12 protein-coding genes and 1 pseudogene are annotated in these 17,276 nt (G+C 64.9%); 5 read left to right on the forward strand and 8 right to left on the reverse strand.

What is annotated here, in order from left to right; translation table 11 throughout:
- Positions 1-6 precede the first annotated feature (6 nt).
- Together ACQY6T_RS01950 and ACQY6T_RS01955 are read right to left on the reverse strand one after the other, a co-directional pair.
- Positions 7-2,559 carry a family 20 glycosylhydrolase gene (locus tag ACQY6T_RS01950; RefSeq protein WP_428627800.1) on the reverse strand — a complete coding sequence of 851 codons (2,553 nt, stop codon included), beginning with the start codon at positions 2,557-2,559 and terminating at the stop codon, positions 7-9.
- A 40-nt stretch (positions 2,560-2,599) separates the two neighbouring features.
- Positions 2,600-2,899: a hypothetical protein gene (locus tag ACQY6T_RS01955; RefSeq protein ID WP_428627802.1), complete on the reverse strand. Its 300-nt coding sequence runs from the start codon at positions 2,897-2,899 to the stop codon at positions 2,600-2,602.
- 136 nt (positions 2,900-3,035) lie between these two features.
- Between ACQY6T_RS01955 and ACQY6T_RS01960 the strand changes: the two genes are divergently transcribed.
- The 5 genes and pseudogenes from ACQY6T_RS01960 to nagE all read left to right on the forward strand — a co-directional run bounded on the left by ACQY6T_RS01960 (position 3,036) and on the right by nagE (position 10,342).
- Complete coding sequence (locus ACQY6T_RS01960) at positions 3,036-3,773, forward strand: GntR family transcriptional regulator (RefSeq protein ID WP_428627805.1); 738 nt, start codon at positions 3,036-3,038, stop codon at positions 3,771-3,773.
- 189 nt (positions 3,774-3,962) lie between these two features.
- A pseudogene (locus tag ACQY6T_RS01965) lies at positions 3,963-5,001 on the forward strand (SIS domain-containing protein).
- Positions 4,998-6,164 carry an N-acetylglucosamine-6-phosphate deacetylase gene (gene nagA, locus ACQY6T_RS01970; RefSeq protein WP_428627806.1) on the forward strand — a complete coding sequence of 389 codons (1,167 nt, stop codon included), beginning with the start codon at positions 4,998-5,000 and terminating at the stop codon, positions 6,162-6,164. Before ACQY6T_RS01965 ends, nagA begins: the two are co-directional and overlap by 4 nt.
- Positions 6,165-6,173: 9 nt before the next feature.
- A complete protein-coding gene (ptsP, locus tag ACQY6T_RS01975; RefSeq protein WP_428627809.1) occupies positions 6,174-8,663 on the forward strand; it encodes a phosphoenolpyruvate--protein phosphotransferase in 2,490 nt (829 codons plus the stop codon).
- Positions 8,660-10,342 carry an N-acetylglucosamine-specific PTS transporter subunit IIBC gene (gene nagE / locus ACQY6T_RS01980; protein ID WP_428627812.1) on the forward strand — a complete coding sequence of 561 codons (1,683 nt, stop codon included), beginning with the start codon at positions 8,660-8,662 and terminating at the stop codon, positions 10,340-10,342. The genes ptsP and nagE overlap by 4 nt, the downstream gene beginning before the upstream one ends.
- A 7-nt stretch (positions 10,343-10,349) precedes the next feature.
- Here nagE and ACQY6T_RS01985 read toward each other — a convergent pair whose 3' ends face one another.
- The 6 genes from ACQY6T_RS01985 to ACQY6T_RS02010 all read right to left on the reverse strand — a co-directional run bounded on the left by ACQY6T_RS01985 (position 10,350) and on the right by ACQY6T_RS02010 (position 17,276).
- Positions 10,350-10,670 carry a DMT family transporter gene (locus tag ACQY6T_RS01985; protein WP_428627814.1) on the reverse strand — a complete coding sequence of 107 codons (321 nt, stop codon included), beginning with the start codon at positions 10,668-10,670 and terminating at the stop codon, positions 10,350-10,352.
- Positions 10,671-11,088: 418 nt separating this feature from the next.
- Positions 11,089-12,000 carry an SDR family NAD(P)-dependent oxidoreductase gene (locus ACQY6T_RS01990; RefSeq protein WP_428627815.1) on the reverse strand — a complete coding sequence of 304 codons (912 nt, stop codon included), beginning with the start codon at positions 11,998-12,000 and terminating at the stop codon, positions 11,089-11,091.
- A gap of 75 nt (positions 12,001-12,075) precedes the next feature.
- Positions 12,076-12,819, reverse strand: coding sequence for a TetR/AcrR family transcriptional regulator (locus ACQY6T_RS01995; protein ID WP_428627817.1), 744 nt, complete (start codon positions 12,817-12,819; stop codon positions 12,076-12,078).
- A gap of 4 nt (positions 12,820-12,823) precedes the next feature.
- Positions 12,824-14,410, reverse strand: a complete 1,587-nt coding sequence (locus ACQY6T_RS02000) for an AMP-binding protein (protein ID WP_428627818.1) — start codon at positions 14,408-14,410, stop codon at positions 12,824-12,826.
- Positions 14,407-16,035 (reverse strand): carboxylesterase/lipase family protein, encoded by a 1,629-nt coding sequence (locus ACQY6T_RS02005; RefSeq protein WP_428627821.1) that lies wholly within the window; start codon positions 16,033-16,035, stop codon positions 14,407-14,409. The genes ACQY6T_RS02000 and ACQY6T_RS02005 overlap by 4 nt, the downstream gene beginning before the upstream one ends.
- Positions 16,032-17,276 (reverse strand): spinster family MFS transporter, encoded by a 1,245-nt coding sequence (locus tag ACQY6T_RS02010; protein ID WP_428627823.1) that lies wholly within the window; start codon positions 17,274-17,276, stop codon positions 16,032-16,034. Before ACQY6T_RS02010 ends, ACQY6T_RS02005 begins: the two co-directional genes overlap by 4 nt.

Genomic DNA, 17,276 nt, shown 5'->3' on the forward strand with positions numbered 1-17,276 from the left:
TGCCCGTTAGTGGCCGGGTTCGACCAAGACCGTCCGGCTGGCGCGCTTGCCGTCGGCCGAGCGGCTGCGCAATTCGGCCGCTCCGCTGACCGCGACCGGCCCTCCATAGCGCGTCCAGTCGCCCCCACCGATCCGATATTCAGTCACCGTCCCCGGAAAGACGCTGTTCGCTTCCAGCTTCCCGCCCACGATCCGCGCGCCGGGTGGCGCGACGCGATAGGCAACCCCCATTCGATCGAGCATCGGCAACTGCGCCGCAACGCGCCCCGCGAAATCCTGCCATCCTGCTTTCAGTTTCAAACTTTTGACGCGCGCATCGTTCCATTCGTAGCTGGCGCCTGCGTGATAGACGGGCGTCCATGGCGCCGGGCTCCACGCGCGTTCGGCGAGCGCGAGCAGCCGCGGGAAGAGCATATAGTCAACCTGCGCATCGGTGCGTGTCACCTCGCTCCACAATTGCGCCTGAATACCTGCGATCCGGCGCCCGGGCTGAACCACAGGCGTGTCCGCGATCGCCTTGCCCTCGGCATGGGTGCTGCGGATCGTGGCGGCGTTCGCCGGAAGATTTCCGGGCATGAAACCGAACACCTGATAGTCGTCCACCCCGCGCGACGCCCAATGATAGCCGCTCTCGTCGGGATGCGGGGCATAGGGCATGTCGAAATAACCAAGGTCGGGAATCGACAGCACGACGTCCCAGCCGCGGTTCAACTGATCATGCGCCTCGCGGATGGCGCCAGTGTGGAGCACACCCCAGATGTTCGTTTGCACATTTTGGGGCATCTTCGCGGGATCGGTATGCCCCATCCCGTCGCTCCACCCCCCGGTGCGCAGCCCCTTGGCAGCGAGTCCGCTCGCCACCCGCTCGATAAAGCGCGGGGTGAGCTTGCCCCCGTCGCCGCCGTTTTCGGCGATCATTGCCTGACACGCGGGCGATTTAACCCACGCCCCTGCGGTTTCGTCGGCGCCGAGATGGAAGGTATGGAGCGGCGCGCCTGCCTGGCGGTGCATATCGGCGAGCGCATCGACCACCGTGTCGACGAAGCGATAGGTCGCGGGCAGGCAGACGTTGAGAGTATTGTCGTTATAGTGCTGGATGCTGCGATATTCGGTCGTGTCCGCCGGATCGATCAGGCGGAAGGCTTCGGCCTCCTCCGCCTTGCCCGCGGCCAACAGGCGCGCATGGCGAACCTCCATCGCCCGGATCGCGGCGCGGCTGTGGCCGGGCATGTCGATCGACGGAATGACCTCGATCTGCCGCGCCGCCGCTGCTTGCACGATCGCGACATAGTCGGCGGCAGTCAGATAACCGTTGACGCCCCCCGCCCCATCCGGTCCCGCCCCCAGTTGCGGCAACAGGCAAGTCTGCTCCGTGGGATCGTGACAGCGTTTCGATCCGATCTCCGCCAGTTCGGGAAGCGCCGGAATCTCGATCCGCCAGCCTTCGTCGTCGGCCAGATGGAGGTGCAGCTTGTTGAGCTTGTACGCCGCCATCGCCTCGATCAGTTTCAATATCTGGTCGCGGCCATGGAAATTGCGACCCAAGTCGATGTGCAGCCCGCGAAAACGATATTCGGGGGCGTCCTCGACCCACAGCGGTTTCATTCTGCCATTTTCGAACGCCGCCTGCTGGGCGAGCGACCGCAGCGCATGGCTCGCCCCCGCCGCGTCATGCGCGGTGATCGCAATCCCCGATGCCTTGACGTCAAGGACATAGCCCTCGGGCTTCGTTACGGCTGCAGCATCGATACGGACCGTCAGTGGCAGCAAGCCGTTCCCGGCAACATCGAGTGCCGCCAAGGCCGGTGCAACGACGCCCCGTTCGACACCGGACAGCGTCAGAGCAACACCTTGGCGCAAGTCGACCGCCGCGCCTTTGCCCTGCATCGCCTTCACCGGTTTGGGCAGGATTGCGATCCCCGAGGCGGCGGGCGCCTGTCGCTCGGCTTGCAACGCAAACGCGCGCTCGGCGGTCAGCCATCGGGTCTTGTCGGCGTCGCTCTTGGTTGCCAGCTTTGCCTCGTCGGTCATCGGCCCAACGAAGGGCAGACGCTCCAGCCCGGTCTCGGGATCAATGATGGCGCGCGTCGCAGCGATCGTGCGCGGTTCGAGACCATCCGCGACCAGGTAGGCGTTGGGCATCGCGAACGCCTTGGAAAAATTGGCGCCGACACCCCATAATTTGACCTGATACTTGGCGCCGGGGCGCAGCTCTACGCCGGGCTTCAGCGTCAGTTGCTGGACATCGCCGTTGACCAGCCGATGCGTAAAAATGTGGCTTTCGACGAGCGGCAGCGGATTGACGAAGCTGAAATACAGCGAGAGGCCGTCTGTCGGCAGCGCATCGGGCAAATTTTCGGGGATCGTCAGCGTGATCGTCGACAGGAAACAGGCGTCGATGCCGGGCGGGCAGATCGGACGGTTATCGACGACCTCGAGCCGATAACCTATCGTTTCGGCAAAGCGGTCAAGCACCGCCTGCGGCGATGTCTCGGCAGCGCTTGCCTGCGGCGCCAACAGCGCCGCGACGACCAATGCCGTCCAACCCACCGCTCGCATAATATTCTCCCCGTCAAAATTTGTATTTAATTTGTCATGGTCAAAACAGCGGGTCAATGTCTTTTGGGCTGGACAGGTTCGAAGGAATCTCACATAATTCAAGGCTTATTGTTGTCGTTCGTTTCATCTCATCGCCTTCGATTGGTATTATATTAGTATCTTTTGTCGAACGGGACACTGCCCGCCATTTCTTTTCAGCGGATACGCCTTCGACTGCGGGCAGTCGAATTGGTCCTGTCACAATCCCGCCTTTCCACGGGACGCCGAGAATACCAAAAAGATCGCAACGCCGCGCTACATTGGTACCGGAACGGGGCGGACAACAGCTTGGATCGGTCATTCTCGACGCAACAAGCCTGCCCGTTCGGCGGAAATGATCGCGACAGAGATTGACGCGACGATACCAATGCAACACATGTCATCGCGGCACTGGTCTTATCGCCATCACGCCGGGGCAATCAGGTGGAGCAACGTCCTTGTCACTGATCGAACGCACGGGTCCGCTCCACAAGGACGATCCGACACCGCTGTATCTGCAATTGCAGAAAGTTTTACGCGGTGCGATCGACGGGCAGATGGTCAAGCCCGAAGAGGCGATCCCGACCGAACGCGACCTTGCCGAGGAATTCGAGGTATCACGCATCACCGTGCGCAAGGCGATCGACGGGCTGGTCGCCGACGGCATCGTCGCACGGCGGCGCGGCGCCGGGACCTTTGTGACCCGGCCACGCGTTGAAAAAAGCTTCTCCAAGCTCACCTCCTTTTCGGAGGATATGGTGTCGCGCGGACGCAAGCCGACCAGCAAATGGGTCAGCAAGACTGCGGGCGCGGTGACCCCCGAAGAGGCGCTGTCGCTCGGTCTGTCGCCGGGATCGCTCGTCTATCGTTTCCACCGCATACGCTACGCCGACGATACGTCGATGGCGCTCGAATACGCCACGATACCGGCCTATTGCCTGCCCTCGGTCGAGGCCGTGGGCGCGTCGCTTTATGACGCGCTGGAGGCGGCAGGTCATTTGCCCGCGCGCGCGTTGCAGCGGTTGCGCGCGATCGCGTTCACCGCCGAACAAGCCGAGGTTCTGGGTATCGAGCCCGGTATGCCCGGACTGTTCATCGAACGGCGTGGCTTTCTGTCCGACGGGCGCACCGCCGAATTCACCCAAAGCTATTATCGCGGCGACGCCTATGACGTCGTTGCGGAGCTCAACGGCTGAACTAGCTGCCGAAAAGCGCACGACGCCCCGGCAGCACGCGCGTCGTTAAGTGGCGCGAGGGAAGAGCCGTCGCTGGGCCAGATCATCAAAATCGGAATTTTTGAACATACATCTTGATGAGTTTTATATAACCTATATAGTACCAATGTATCGAGCGCCGCAGAGCCGCCCGATCCGGAGGGAAGAAGGATGACGCTGAGCGCCGCGCTGGACGGACGACAAACGGTGATGGCGCAGGAAGCTGGCGAAGCAGCGACGGCGGTCGGACAAATGCTGGGAGCGAATCGCGAAGCGTTCGCCGCCATCGCGCATCGCCTTCGCGCTTCCCCTCCGACGGTCGTCGTCACCTGCGCCCGGGGTTCATCCTATCACGCTGCGACCTATGCAAAATATCTGATCGAAACGATGACCGGGACACCGACCGCATCCGCGGCGCTGTCGATCGCGTCGCTCTATGATGCTCCGTCGGTTACCGGTGACCGGCTGTGCCTGGCGATTTCGCAATCGGGCCAAAGCCCCGACCTGCTTGCCGCGGTCGAGCAGCAACGCGACGCCGGTGCCTTCGTCGTCGCGTTGATCAATGCCGCGGACACGCCGCTTGCCGATCTCGCCGACGTCGTGATCCCGCTGTCCGCCGGGGTCGAACGCTCGGTGGCGGCAACCAAATCCTATATCTGCTCGCTTGCCGCCATTGCGGCACTGGTCGCAGCATGGGTCGCAAGATGCGGCGCTCACCGATGCGCTCGATACGCTTCCCGCCCGCCTCGCCGACGCCTTCGCCCTCGACTGGTCCCCCGCGGTCGCCGCCTACCGCGATGCCACGAATCTTTTTGTTCTCGGTCGCGGCTACGGCCTCGGCATCGCGCAGGAGGCCGCGCTCAAGTTCAAGGAGACGTCCGCCCTCCACGCTGAATGTTTCAGCGCCGCCGAAGTGCGTCACGGCCCGATGACAATCGTCGGCAAGGGCTTTCACATCCTGGCGCTGGGCGGCAGCGACCGCACCGCTGTCAGCGTGCGCGACGTCGCCGACGAGTTTCGCGGACGCGGCGCGACCGTCCTGCTCGCCGACCCCTGGCTTGGCGATCTTCCCGCCATCGCCGCGCATCCGGCGATCGAACCGATCCTGATGATCCAGAGCTTTTATCGCATGGCGAGCGCGCTGGCGCTGGCGCGGGGGTGCAACCCCGACTCGCCTCCGCATCTGAACAAGGTTACCGAGACGCTATGATCTATCGCTTTCAAAACGGCTGGGTCGCACTGCCGGACGGCGCCGTCGGCGCGGCGGATATTGCCGTGACTGACGGCGTCGTTACTGCCGTTACCAGCGCCGGGACGGAGCCCGCCGACCAGGCGATCGATCTGGAGGGTGGCTGGCTGCTCCCCGGCTTCGTCGACACCCAGGTCAATGGCGGCGGCGGTGTGCTGTTCAACGATCAGGTCGATGTCGACGCGATTGCCGCGATCGGCGCGGCGCATGCGCGGTTCGGCACCACCGCCTTCCTGCCGACGCTGATCAGCAACACCCCGGCGCAGATCGCCGCTGCCATGGCTGCGGTCGATACCGCGATCGAAAGCGGCGTGCCGGGGGTGATCGGCATCCATATCGAAGGGCCGTTTATCAATGAGGTGAAGCGGGGCATCCATGAGGCGCACCGGATCCGCCGCCTCGACGCCGATACGCTCGCCACGCTGACCGCACCGCATCGCGGGCGCGTAATGCTGACGCTGGCGCCCGAACTTTGCGACGACGAGGACATTCGGACGCTTGTCAGCCATGGCGTGATCGTCAGCGCTGGACACAGCGACGCGACTTATGAGGAAGCGCAGCGCGCTATCGCCGCCGGGCTTTCTGGGTTCACTCATTTGTTCAACGCCATGTCGCCGTTGCACCACCGCGAACCCGGCGCGGTCGGCGCGGCGTTCGATTCCGATACATATTGCGGGCTGATCGTCGACGACGTCCACCTCCACCCGGCGGTGGTCCGCCTCGCGGTGAACGCCAAAGGGATAGACCGCATCATGCTGGTGACCGATGCCATGCCCAGCGTCGGCACCGACGACAGCGAATTCACCCTGCAAGGCAAGCGCATCGCGGTGAAGGACGGGGTCTGTATTTTCGAGGACGGCACCCTTGCCGGTACCCATCTCGACATGGCATCGGCGCTGCGCAAGACGGTGGAGGTCACCGGCCTGCCGGTACCCGACGTATCGGCGATGGCCAGCGCGACCCCCGCCGCTTTTCTGTCGTTGCAGGATCGCATCGGCGCGATCGCATCGGGTCGCCGCGCCGACTGGGCGTGGCTGGACGCCGCGCTGATGCCGCGCGCGACATGGATCGACGGCGCCCAGGTGTTCGCGTCCACGCCGACTTTCATCCAAGCCGCACCATAGGAATTGCCGATGAGCCTGATTATCACCTCTCCGCTCAGAGGTTGGGCCTCGGCACTCGACAGCGTCCCCGATCCGGTGTTTGCGCAGCGGATGATGGGCGATGGGGTCGCGATCCAGCCGCTCGGTGATACGGTTTTTGCGCCCTTTGATGGTGAGGTGGTGACGCTGCACGATGCCGGTCATGCGATCTCGCTGCGCAGCACTGAAGGCGCCGAGGTGCTGATCCACATCGGGCTCGACACCGTGATGTTGAAGGGCGAGGGTTTCACTTCGCTGGTTGCGATCGGCCAGAAGGTCGCGCGCGGCGACCCGCTGATCCAATTCGACCTTGATGCCGTCGCGCTGGCCGCGACCAGCCTGATCACGCCGGTGATCGTGACCAACGCCGAAGCCTTTGCGATCAGCCGCCGCACGATCGACTGTGCGATCGGTGCGTGCGAAGCACTGATGACCCTCGTCCCCGTGCAGGCCGAAACGCGGCACCGGTCGGACGACGGTACGGTGGTCGAGCACAAGGTGACGCTGTCGCTGCCGCACGGCATCCATGCGCGCCCCGCGGCGCGCATCGGCGAGGCGGCGCGGGGGTTCGAGGCAGAGGTTTATCTGCTGAACGGCGACAAGCGCGGGGACGCACGCAGCACCGTCGGGCTGCTCGCGCTCGGGACGCGTTTCGGCGATGAGGTCGTCGTGCAAGCGCGCGGCGACGATGCCGAGGCGGCGCTCGCCGCGATCGTCGCCTTGCTGAACAGCGATATGGGTGAAGCCGCGTCCGCCGCCGCACAAGCGCCGGCCGTCGCCATCGAACCGCTGCGCGACGGACAGATCGGGGGCGTGATCGCCTCGCCGGGGCTCGCGATAGGCCCCACTGCCCGTCTGCGGCAGGCTGAAATCGCAGTGGCGCGCGACGGCTCGGGTGCCGCAGAGGAGCGCGCTGCGCTGTTGGCGGCGCGTAACGATGTTCGCGGCCGGATCGCTTCGCGCGCTGACAGCGAAAGCAGCAGCGTCGCGGCGGTGATGCAAGCGCATCTCGCGCTGATCGACGATCCCGAACTGCTTGCGGGAGCCGACACCCGCATCGCTGACGGAAGCAGCGCTGGTTTCGCCTGGCGCGGCGCCATCCACGACCAGATCGACGCGATCCGGGCAACGGGCAACGCGCATCTGATCGAACGCATCGACGACCTGGTCGATATCGAGCGCCAGCTGCTCTCGGTGCTGACCGGCACACCGCTCGACGGCGCGGTGCTGCCCGCCGGCGCGATCGTGGTCGCCGACGATTTATTGCCGTCGCAGCTTATGACCCTCGCCGCCGCGAAGCCCGCGGGCATCTGCCTTTCGCGCGGCGGGCCGACGTCGCATGTCGCGATCCTGTGCGCGGGCATGGGCCTGCCCGCGATCGTCGCGATGGGCGATGGCTTGAGCGCGGTCGAAGACGGCACGCCGCTGCTGCTCGATGCCGAGATGGGCCATCTCACGGTAGCGCCCTCCCCCGCCGATGCCGAAGCCTTTACCGCGCGGCTGGCAAAACGCGAAGCGCGGCGCGACGCTGCCAAGGCGGCAGCAAACGACGCCTGCCAGACCGCAGACGGCACCCGGATCGAAATCTTCGCCAATATCGGCACCGCCGATGATGCGACGCTGGCCGCCAGGCAGGGCGCCGAAGGATCGGGACTCGTCCGCAGCGAATTCCTTTTCCTCGGCCGCGACACCGCGCCGTCCGAAGATCAACAGCACGCCGCCTATCAGGCGATCGCCGATGCCCTGGCAGGCATGCCGGTGATCATCCGCCTGCTCGACATCGGCGGCGACAAGCCCGCGGCCTATATCCCGATCGAAGCCGAGGAGAATCCGGCGCTCGGCCAGCGCGGTATCCGCGTCGCACTCGCCAACCCTGCGCTACTCGAGACGCAGCTTCGCGCGATCCTGCGCGTCGAACCCGTTGGTCAGTGCAAGATCATGATCCCGATGGTCGCAAACATCGACGAACTGCGCCAAGTGCGCGTGCTGGTCGACCGCCTCCGCGCCGAACTGAGGATTTCGGAGCCAGTCGAAGTCGGGGTAATGGTCGAAACGCCCGCGGCGGCGATGACTGCCGACCTGCTCGCTGTCGAGGCCGATTTCCTGTCGATCGGCACCAACGACCTCACCCAATATGTGCTGGCGATGGACCGCGGCAATTCTGCCGTCGCCGCCGGGGTCGACGCGATGCACCCCGCGGTCCTCCGTATGATTGGCGAAACCTGCCGCCTCGCGACCGCGCGCGGTCGCTGGGTCGGGGTGTGCGGCGGACTCGCATCAGACCCTGCGGCGCTGCCGATCCTGATCGGTCTGGGTGCGACCGAATTGTCTGCGGTCCCCGGCTTCGTCGCCGAAGCGAAGCAGATCGTGCGCAGCTTGACCCTGATCGAAGCGCGCGCGCATGCCGAACTCGCGCTGCAATGCAAATCGGCGGCAGAGGTTCGCGCCCTCGCCCGCGCATTTGAGGAGACACGTCGATGAGAAAGATGCTCGAAGCGCTCCAGCCGCTCGGCCGCGCGCTGATGCTGCCGATCGCAGTGCTGCCGATCGCGGGACTGCTGCTGCGCATCGGCCAGCCCGATCTGCTCGACATCGCTTTCATTTCGGCGGCAGGCGCGGCGATTTTCGACAACCTTGGCATCTTGTTCGCGATCGGCGTCGCGGTCGGCTTCGCGCGTGACGGCAACGGCGCCGCGGCGCTCGCCGGCGTGGTCTGCTATCTCGTCACGACGACTGGCGCGCAAACCTTCATGGTCGCACCGCCCGATGTGAGCGCCGGACTGCCCGACGCCGCGGCGGCGCTTGCAGCGAAGACCTGGGCGCTCACCCAGATCGACAAGCTCGAGGTCCCGATTGGCATATTATCAGGACTGATCGCGGGCAATTTCTACAACCGCTTCGCGACGATCGCGCTGCCCGAATATCTCGCATTTTTCGGCGGCCGCCGCTTCGTGCCGATTGTCAGCGGCGTCGCCGGACTGCTGCTCGCCGCGCTACTCGGCTATGGCTTTGCGCATATCAGCGGCGCGATCGACACCGCCAGCCACACCGTAGTCGAAAGCGGCGGCACCGGCCTGTTCGTCTATGGCGTACTCAACCGGTTGCTGATCGTCACCGGACTTCATCATATCATAAACAATGCGGCATGGTTCGTCGTCGGCGATTTCGGCGGCGCGACGGGCGATTTGCGCCGCTTCTTTGCAGGTGACCCCAATGCGGGCGCGTTCATGTCGGGTTTCTTCCCGGTAATGATGTTCGGCCTGCCCGCCGCCTGCCTCGCCATGTATCACGAGGCACGGCCCGAACGGCGCAAGGCGGTCGGCGGCATGCTCTTCAGCCTGGCTTTCACCAGCTTTCTGACCGGAGTGACCGAACCGATCGAGTTTACTTTCATGTTCGTCGCGCCGTTGCTCTATGCGATCCACGCCCTGCTGACCGGCGCCTCGATGGCGCTGATGAACGCGCTCGACATCAAACTCGGCTTTGGTTTTTCGGCGGGGTTGTTCGACTATGTGCTGAACTTCAGCCTTGCGACCCGGCCGTGGCTGCTGCTGCCGATCGGCGCCGTCTATGCGCTGCTCTATTACGGGCTATTCCGCTTTTTCATCCGGCGTTTTGACCTGACGACGCCGGGCCGCGAGCGGGGCGAGGTCGCCGAGGCTGCGCTGGCATCTGCCGGCAGCGCACGGGGCAGCGCCTTTGTCGCGGCGCTTGGCGGCGCCGCCAATCTGGTCAGCGTCGACGCCTGCACGACGCGGCTGCGGTTGATCGTCGCCGATCAGACGGCGATCGACGATGCCGCGCTGACGGCGCTTGGCGCGCGCGGCATCATCCGCCCGTCGGAAAAGGCGGCACAGGTAGTGCTCGGGCCGATCGCCGACCTCGTCGCAGAGGAAATTCGCGGCGCGTTGGTAGGCGGCGCGGCTGCCGCGCCAGCGACTCCGCCGCCCCAGCGCACCGGCAACATCGAACAAGCCACGCTGCCCGGCGACATCGTCGGCGCGCTGGGCGGAGCGGCGAATGTACGCACCGTCCGCGCGCTCCATGGCCGTTTCCGCGTCGAACTAACCGATACCTCGCGGGTCGACGAAAGCGCGCTGACGCGATTGGCGCGCGGTATCGTCCGCCCGACGCCCGACATCTGCCATATCCTGATCTGAAAGCGCATCAGGCGGGCGACGACATCTTCATCAGCACCAGCCCGCCGACAATCAACAGGGCCGCCGTGATCCGCATCGCGTTCGCCTGTTCGCCGAGCACGAAAATCCCGACAAGAAACGCTCCGACCGCTCCGATCCCGGTCCAGATCGTATAGGCGGTGCCGAGCGGCAACGACTTCATCGACAGCGACAGCAAGGCAAAGCTCGCGATCATCGCGGCGATTGTGACCAGCGACGGACCGAGCTTTGAAAAGCCCTCCGACTGTTTCATCGAAAATGCCCAGACGATTTCGAGCACACCGGCGATGGTAAGATAGATCCAGGCCATGACAGCCTCCTTCAAAGCTGCCGGGCCGTCCCGGGCTTGAAAACCCGCATCGTTCGCGGGCGAGGACGTGGCCTCTTGGTGATATATGGTCTGGCAGGGACAACCAGACTCGAAGCCCTGTTATAAGGCGCTGATTTATTTATAAAACGCCTCGTAGAATATGTGCAAGGCCAGTAAATTCACCCTAAAGTTTTTGGGCTGCGGTGGCGTCTATCGGGACCTTTTTGTCGATTATCGATCAATGACATATTTTCTAGGATGAATTGAGACAAATTCGTTCATTGGTACCAACTGCGGTGTACTTCATCCGGCACTCGTCGGACTGCGCGACCATCGAGTCGGCGCGACGATGGACGCTCTGCGGTGATCTCGATGACACGTATTGGCCGACCCCGGTACAATGACCGGGGCGCCAGCCTCAACGATCGGCGAGCATTTGTAACTGAGCGGTCGCGCTCTCTGCCTCACGTTCGGCTTGCGTAAAGCCATAGGCGGGAATAACGGCGCCGTCGCGATCGGCGACCTGTTCCCAATCGGCGAGCAGACGCTGCCCCGCCGCGGCGCCGGCGCCGACAAAAATGCCGTTCGACAAGGTCACGTCAGCGCACGCGAAATGGCCCGCGCCGGCGCACAGGATCGTGCGGGTGGGCGCATCGTCGCCGACCAGCGCCAGCAACGCGGGACTGACAAGTTCGGGTGCCAGGAGGTCGAGGCTCGCATCGGACAGCACGCCTTCGGTCATCTGCGTCGCCGCCGTCGGCGCGAGGGCGTTGACGCGGATGCCATATTTCTCCCCCTCGATCGCGAGCGTCTGCATCAGCCCGACGAGCGCCATCTTGGCCGCACCATAATTGGCCTGGCCGAAATTGCCCCACAGCCCCGACGATGACGTCGTCATCAGAATGCGCCCATATTGCTGCGCGCGCATGATATCCCACACCGCTTTGCAACAGATCGCGGCGCCGATCAGATGGACATCGACCACCAGGCGGAAATCGTCCAGGCTCATCTTGGCAAAGCTTTTGTCGCGCAGGATGCCCGCATTGTTCACCAATATGTCGATCCGGCCCCAGCGATCGACGGTGCGCTGGACAAGCGCGCCGATCGCCGCGTCATCGGTCACCGATGCGCCAATGGCGATCGCTTCGCCGCCATTTTTCTCGATCTCGGCGACGACCGTCTCGGCGGCGGCCAGCGCCAGATCGTTGACGACAACGCGCGCGCCTTGGCTGGCCAGATACAGCGCGTGCGATCGGCCGAGCCCGCCGCCCGACCCGGTTACGATCGCCACCCGCCCAGCCATTGGCAACATATCCCGCTCGCCCGTCATGTCATTACTCCATTCACTCACTCGTTAGTTAATATTATAGATGTGCACAGGCCCGCGTCTTTATCCGGCGACGACTCAGGCGGGCACCCGCGGTGCGCCGCAGATTTGCAAGAAACCCGCTGCCATGAACGACGCCATCCGCGCCTTGATCGCCTCGAAATCGTCCGATTTACAAAGGCCGCCCGACAATTTGTCGATCCGCCCGGTGCGCGCAAGCGTCACCATCAACGCACCCGTCACAAAGTGATAGCCCCAAAAAATATCCTTCTCCGGGCAATCGGGCAGCGCCTTTTTCAATATGTCGATCAAGCGCAGCACGACCGGGTCGAAATGCGAGTCCATCAGTTCGGCGCCCCATTCGGGCGAGTTCGCGACGAGCGCGCCCAGCGCGCCGTAATTCTTCCAGCTCTCGCCGCCCTCGATATAAAGATCGAGGTCGGTGTCGAGAAACGCGCGTAGCGCGCCCTCGACCGTCGGCTTGGTGCCGACCGCCTGCTCATAGTCATTGAGCGCCTGCATCCGCCGCGTGCTGGTGATCACGGCGCGCCGGGCGAATACCTCGTCGAACAGCGTTTTCTTGTCGGCGAAATAGTAATTCAACAGGGTGTGGTGGACGCCAACCCGCTTCGCCACATCTTTCAAAGTCACGCCGTGCAGGCCGTGTTTCGAGAAAAGATACTCCGCCTCGTCGAGAATCTGCTCCATCGTGTCGGCGCGCTGTTCGGCCTTGGTCGATCGCCGCCGCGATTTCACCTGCTCTGCCACGATGTTATTTTCCGATCCCTGTTTCCCGGCGGCCAGCCGCGCGGCGCGTCCCATTGGCTCAACCCGCTCCATATTCGTTCCGCAAGCGAATTTTATCGATTTTTCCGGTGGGCGCCAGCGGCATGGCCGAAAGCCGGATCACCGCATCGGGAATCCACCACGGCGCCACCCGCCCGGCCAGCGGCGCCAGCAGCGCCGCATCGTCGATCGACTGATCACCGCATAGTTCGACCAGCAGCACGGGACGCTCGCCCCATTTCGCATCCTCGCGGCCGATGACCGCGGCCAGCGATACTTCGGGCAGCGCCCCGACGACGGCTTCGATTTCGGCCGGGTTGATCCACTCGCCGCCCGATTTGATCAGATCCTTGGCGCGGCCGGTGATGATCAGATTGCCCTTGGCATCGATACGCGCCAGATCGCCGGTTGGAAACCAGCCGTCGGCATCGGTCGCCGGACGATCTTCGCCGAAATAGCGTTCGACCACCGCGGCGCCGCGGACGCGCAGATGCCCCTCGCCGCCGCGTTGTTGCGCGAGCGCAGCGCCATCGGCGTCGGTCAGAAGCAGATCGACGCCGATCGCGGGGCGGCCCGACACCGCCGCGGATCGGTGCGGATCGTTCGGCGGTGCGACGGTGCCCGACGGTGACAATTCGGTCATGCCCCAGCTCGTCTGGATCGTGACCCCCAACCGGCGCTCGATCCGCTCCATCAGCGCCGGCGCCATCGGCGCCCCGCCGACAATGATGCGCTTCAGCGATGGCAGTTCGCCTCCCGCCGCCTCAAGATGCTCGACCAGGCCGAGCCACACAGTGGGTACGCCAACCCCGATGGTGACGTCCTCGGCCGCAATCAGGCGCGCCAGACTGGCACCGTCGGACTGCCGCCCGGGCAGCACCAGCTTGCCGCCGACCGCGGGCAAGGCGAAGGGCAGACCCCAGGCATTGGCATGGAACATAGGCACCACCGCCAGCACCGCGTCGCGCGCGGTGAACGCCATCACATCGGCCTGCAGCGTGCGCAGCGTATGCAGGAAGCTGCCGCGGTGGGTATAGGTCACCCCCTTCGGCGCGCCGGTCGTTCCCGATGTGAAGCACAGGCCCGAGGGAGCGGTTTCGGGAAAGTCGCCCCACACCGCGTCGTCGGAGGCCCCTGCGATCAAGCTTTCGAGTTCGGCGATGGGCGGCGCCGCGGCGGCAGCTTCGCCGACCGCGCCATCGATCACCAATATCCGTTCAATCCCCGGCGCGCGATCCGCGATCAGGCGCGCGAGCGGCAGCAGATCGGCACTCGCGACCAGAATCTTCGCGTCCGACTGCACCGCCGTCGCCGCAAGTTGCGGCCCGGTCAGGCGCGGGTTGAGCGTGTGGCAAACTGCACCGATGCCCATCACCGCATACCACACCTCGACATGCGCTTGGCTGTTCCAAGCCAGCGTCGCGACACGGTCGCCCTGCGCGATACCGAAATCAGTCAGCAACGACGAGATGGCAAGGCTCCGCGTCCGTAGCATCGCATAACCGACCCGGTCGATACGCCCATCCTCTCGCGCCGTGACAACTTCGGCATCGGGATGCCAGCGGGCCGCGTGGTCGAGAAATTTGTCCAGCGTTAGCGGATAATCCTGCATGCTCCCGTGAATCATGGACAGTCGGCGCCCTTCGCGAGGACCGGCGAGACAATGCCCGCATTCCAGTTCCACGGCAGGTTACCCGCGGCGCGGCGACGGCACATCGCCGCCTCGTGCAGCGCGTACATGCCGGGCATCAGCCGCGCGCCGGGACGCGGAATATCGGCAAAGGCCATAAACGCCGCGTCCTTGCCATAGGGACGCCACGCCGCCTGCCCCGCCGCCTCGGGCTTGCCGGTCCGGGCAAACGACACCCAATAATCGCCCATCGCGGTCGCGAAACGCCGTTCGGCGACGGTGTCGGGTATTTTCGGCCAATAGGGCGGCGTGTCGGCCGCGGTGCCGAAGACGAACGGGATTTCGGCGGCGTGAAAACCATGTACCCCGGCTTCGCTCGTCGCCGGATAGCCATGGTCGAACAGGTAGAGATAGGCGGGCTGGCCGAGCGCGGTCTGCTTGACCGCCAGCCGTTCGGACGTCCAGCCATAGAGCGCGTCGCGCGCCGCCGCGAGCATCGCCTCGCCGAGATCCCTCGCCGGATACAGCTTGAGCCATGCGTCGGAAAGATCGCCATACCGCGCCCGGATCGCCGCTTCATAGGCGGCGGCATTGGCGGGCGGCGGCGGCGCGAGCATGCGCAGCGAGCGGATTTCGCCGATGTTGAAGCCCGCGATCATCGGCACCGGTGCCTGTTCGCCGCGGTCGAAGCTGTCGACGAGCTGGCGCGGCAATATCTTGCCGTCGACGGTACCCCACGGGAAATAGCCCGCCTTTGCCGCGCCGTCGGTCAGCGCCACCGGGTCCATCGCGCGCAAGGCCGCGACGTCAGCGGCGCCGAGCGCGGCAGCGACTTTCGTCCCCATGTCCTCGCCGACGATTTCACCGTGGCGAGCCTCCCTCAGCGACGGGGTCGAAATCATATAGGCGCTTTGCGCGATCGCCTTGTGGAACAGCCCGCGCGCCGGCGGAGCGGCCATCAGATACATCACACTGAGCGCGCCCGCAGACTCGCCCGCGATCGTGACATTGCCCGCGTCGCCGCCAAAGGCGCCGATATTCGCCTTCACCCACTGCAGCGCCAAAATCTGGTCGAGCAGTCCATAATTGCCCGACACGCCGTCGGCCGATTCCTTGCTGAGCTCGGGATGCGCCAGATAGCCGAGCGCGCCGAGCCGATAGTTGATCGACACCACGATCGCCCCGCGCGCCGCGAGCTTCGCGCCGTCGTACATGCCTTCGTGGCTGTACCCGTTGGTCAGCGCGCCACCGTGAATCCACACGATCACCGGCGCGTCCTTGCTCTTTTCGGGCGCCCAGATGTTGAGCGTAAGACAATCCTCGGACACTTCGGCCGGCGGGTTGGTGTAGATGCCAATGGCGCTCGATCGTGGCTGGATGCAGGCCGCCCCAAAGCTCTGCGCCTTGCGGACGCCCTGCCACGTCGGCAGCGCCACAGGCGGCTTCCAGCGCAGCGGCCCGACCGGCGGCTGGGCGAAAGGGACGCCCTTGAACACGCGAATCTTGCCCGCCGCCTTGCCTTCCAGCGTACCGGCCGGAGCTTCGACCACCGGTGCGGCGGCGACAGCGGGCGCCGCCATCAAAAACCCGGCCGCCAGTAACGAGCGGTGTGCCCTTTTCATGCGCGTGCCTCCTGCGAAACGTCCTGACGGCGCAGCAACCGCGCGAGCCAGAGGAACAGCGCGATGGCGACCAGATAAAAAGGCGTCAGCGTATAAAGCGCCGTTTGCAGCCCGTGCAGGTCGCCCTGCGCCTTGAACCAGTCGCTGGCAAAGCCCACCCATGTCGGCCCCAGGCCCAAACCGATGAAGTTCATGATCAGCAACAACAGCGCGCCGGCGAGGACGCGCTGGTTGGGCTTCACTTCCTCTTGCACCAGCGCGACCGAGGCTGAGAGATAGAAATAATTGAAGACCATCACGACGGTGAGCAGCGCCAGCGCCAACGGCCAGCCGGGCGCCCAGACGAACGCCAGATAAAATGGCATGGCCACCGCCAGCGAGACCGCCGGGGCGATCGCATAGCCGGCGCGCGATTTGCGCACCATCCGGTCAATCACCCGGCCCGACACGATCATCCCGCCGCCCATGCCGATCAGTAGCACCAGCGCGTACCAGATCGCGACTTCGCCCAGCACCATCCCCTTTTCGCGCATCAGGAACAGCACCGCAAAATTGCCCAGGCCATAGGTGACGAACTGCGTCGCGCCGCTACCCAGCGCCGCGAGCATCAGCACGCGGTTCGACAGGAACATCCGCACCGTCGGCCAGAATTGCGCCTTTTCAACGGCGGGCGCGCTCGCGGCAGCGCCCGCCGCATCGGTGGCACCGCGGGCGGGTTCGCGTACCGTCAGCCACACGACCAGCGCCGTGACGATGCCGATCGCGCCCACCGCGATAAAGGGAATGCGCCAGCCGAAGCGCTCAGCGATCGCCGCGCCAAATGCGACGCCCGCCGCAGCCCCAATCGCCGGACCCAAATTGAAAATGCCCAGCGCCGCAGCGCGCTTGCCGGGCGGATAGCTGTCGGTGATGATCGCATAGGACGGCGGGACGCCGCCCGCCTCGCCAAAGCCGACGACCATGCGCGCCGCCGCGAGCTGCGTGTAATTCGCCGCCATGCCGCACGCGATCGTCGCCCCGCTCCAGATCGCACAGGCGGCCGAGAGGACACCGACGCGGCTGGTCCGGTCGGCAAACCAGCCGACCGGAATCGCGATGAAGCAATAGAACATTGCAAAATAGAGGCCGCTGATCAGTCCAAGCTGGCCGTCGCTGATCTGCAACGCGTCCTGGATCGGCTTCGCCAGGATCGACAGCAGCTGGCGATCGAGGAAGTTCAGCACATAGACGAAGCACAGCAT

Source organism: Sphingopyxis sp. (assembly GCF_965279725.1).
Classification (GTDB): Bacteria; Pseudomonadota; Alphaproteobacteria; order Sphingomonadales; family Sphingomonadaceae; genus Sphingopyxis.

Coding starts and splice junctions, on each gene's coding strand:
- ptsP (WP_428627809.1), top strand. CDS start 6,174: ATGAGCCTGATTATCACCTCTCCGCTCAGAGGTTGGGCCTCGGCACTC.
- ACQY6T_RS01990 (WP_428627815.1), bottom strand. CDS start 12,000: ATGACGGGCGAGCGGGATATGTTGCCAATGGCTGGGCGGGTGGCGATC.
- nagE (WP_428627812.1), top strand. CDS start 8,660: ATGAGAAAGATGCTCGAAGCGCTCCAGCCGCTCGGCCGCGCGCTGATG.
- ACQY6T_RS02000 (WP_428627818.1), bottom strand. CDS start 14,410: ATGATTCACGGGAGCATGCAGGATTATCCGCTAACGCTGGACAAATTT.
- ACQY6T_RS02005 (WP_428627821.1), bottom strand. CDS start 16,035: ATGAAAAGGGCACACCGCTCGTTACTGGCGGCCGGGTTTTTGATGGCG.
- ACQY6T_RS01995 (WP_428627817.1), bottom strand. CDS start 12,819: ATGGGACGCGCCGCGCGGCTGGCCGCCGGGAAACAGGGATCGGAAAAT.
- ACQY6T_RS01985 (WP_428627814.1), bottom strand. CDS start 10,670: ATGGCCTGGATCTATCTTACCATCGCCGGTGTGCTCGAAATCGTCTGG.
- ACQY6T_RS02010 (WP_428627823.1), bottom strand. CDS start 17,276: ATGCTGTGCTTCGTCTATGTGCTGAACTTCCTCGATCGCCAGCTGCTG.
- ACQY6T_RS01955 (WP_428627802.1), bottom strand. CDS start 2,899: ATGACCGATCCAAGCTGTTGTCCGCCCCGTTCCGGTACCAATGTAGCG.
- nagA (WP_428627806.1), top strand. CDS start 4,998: ATGATCTATCGCTTTCAAAACGGCTGGGTCGCACTGCCGGACGGCGCC.
- ACQY6T_RS01950 (WP_428627800.1), bottom strand. CDS start 2,559: ATGCGAGCGGTGGGTTGGACGGCATTGGTCGTCGCGGCGCTGTTGGCG.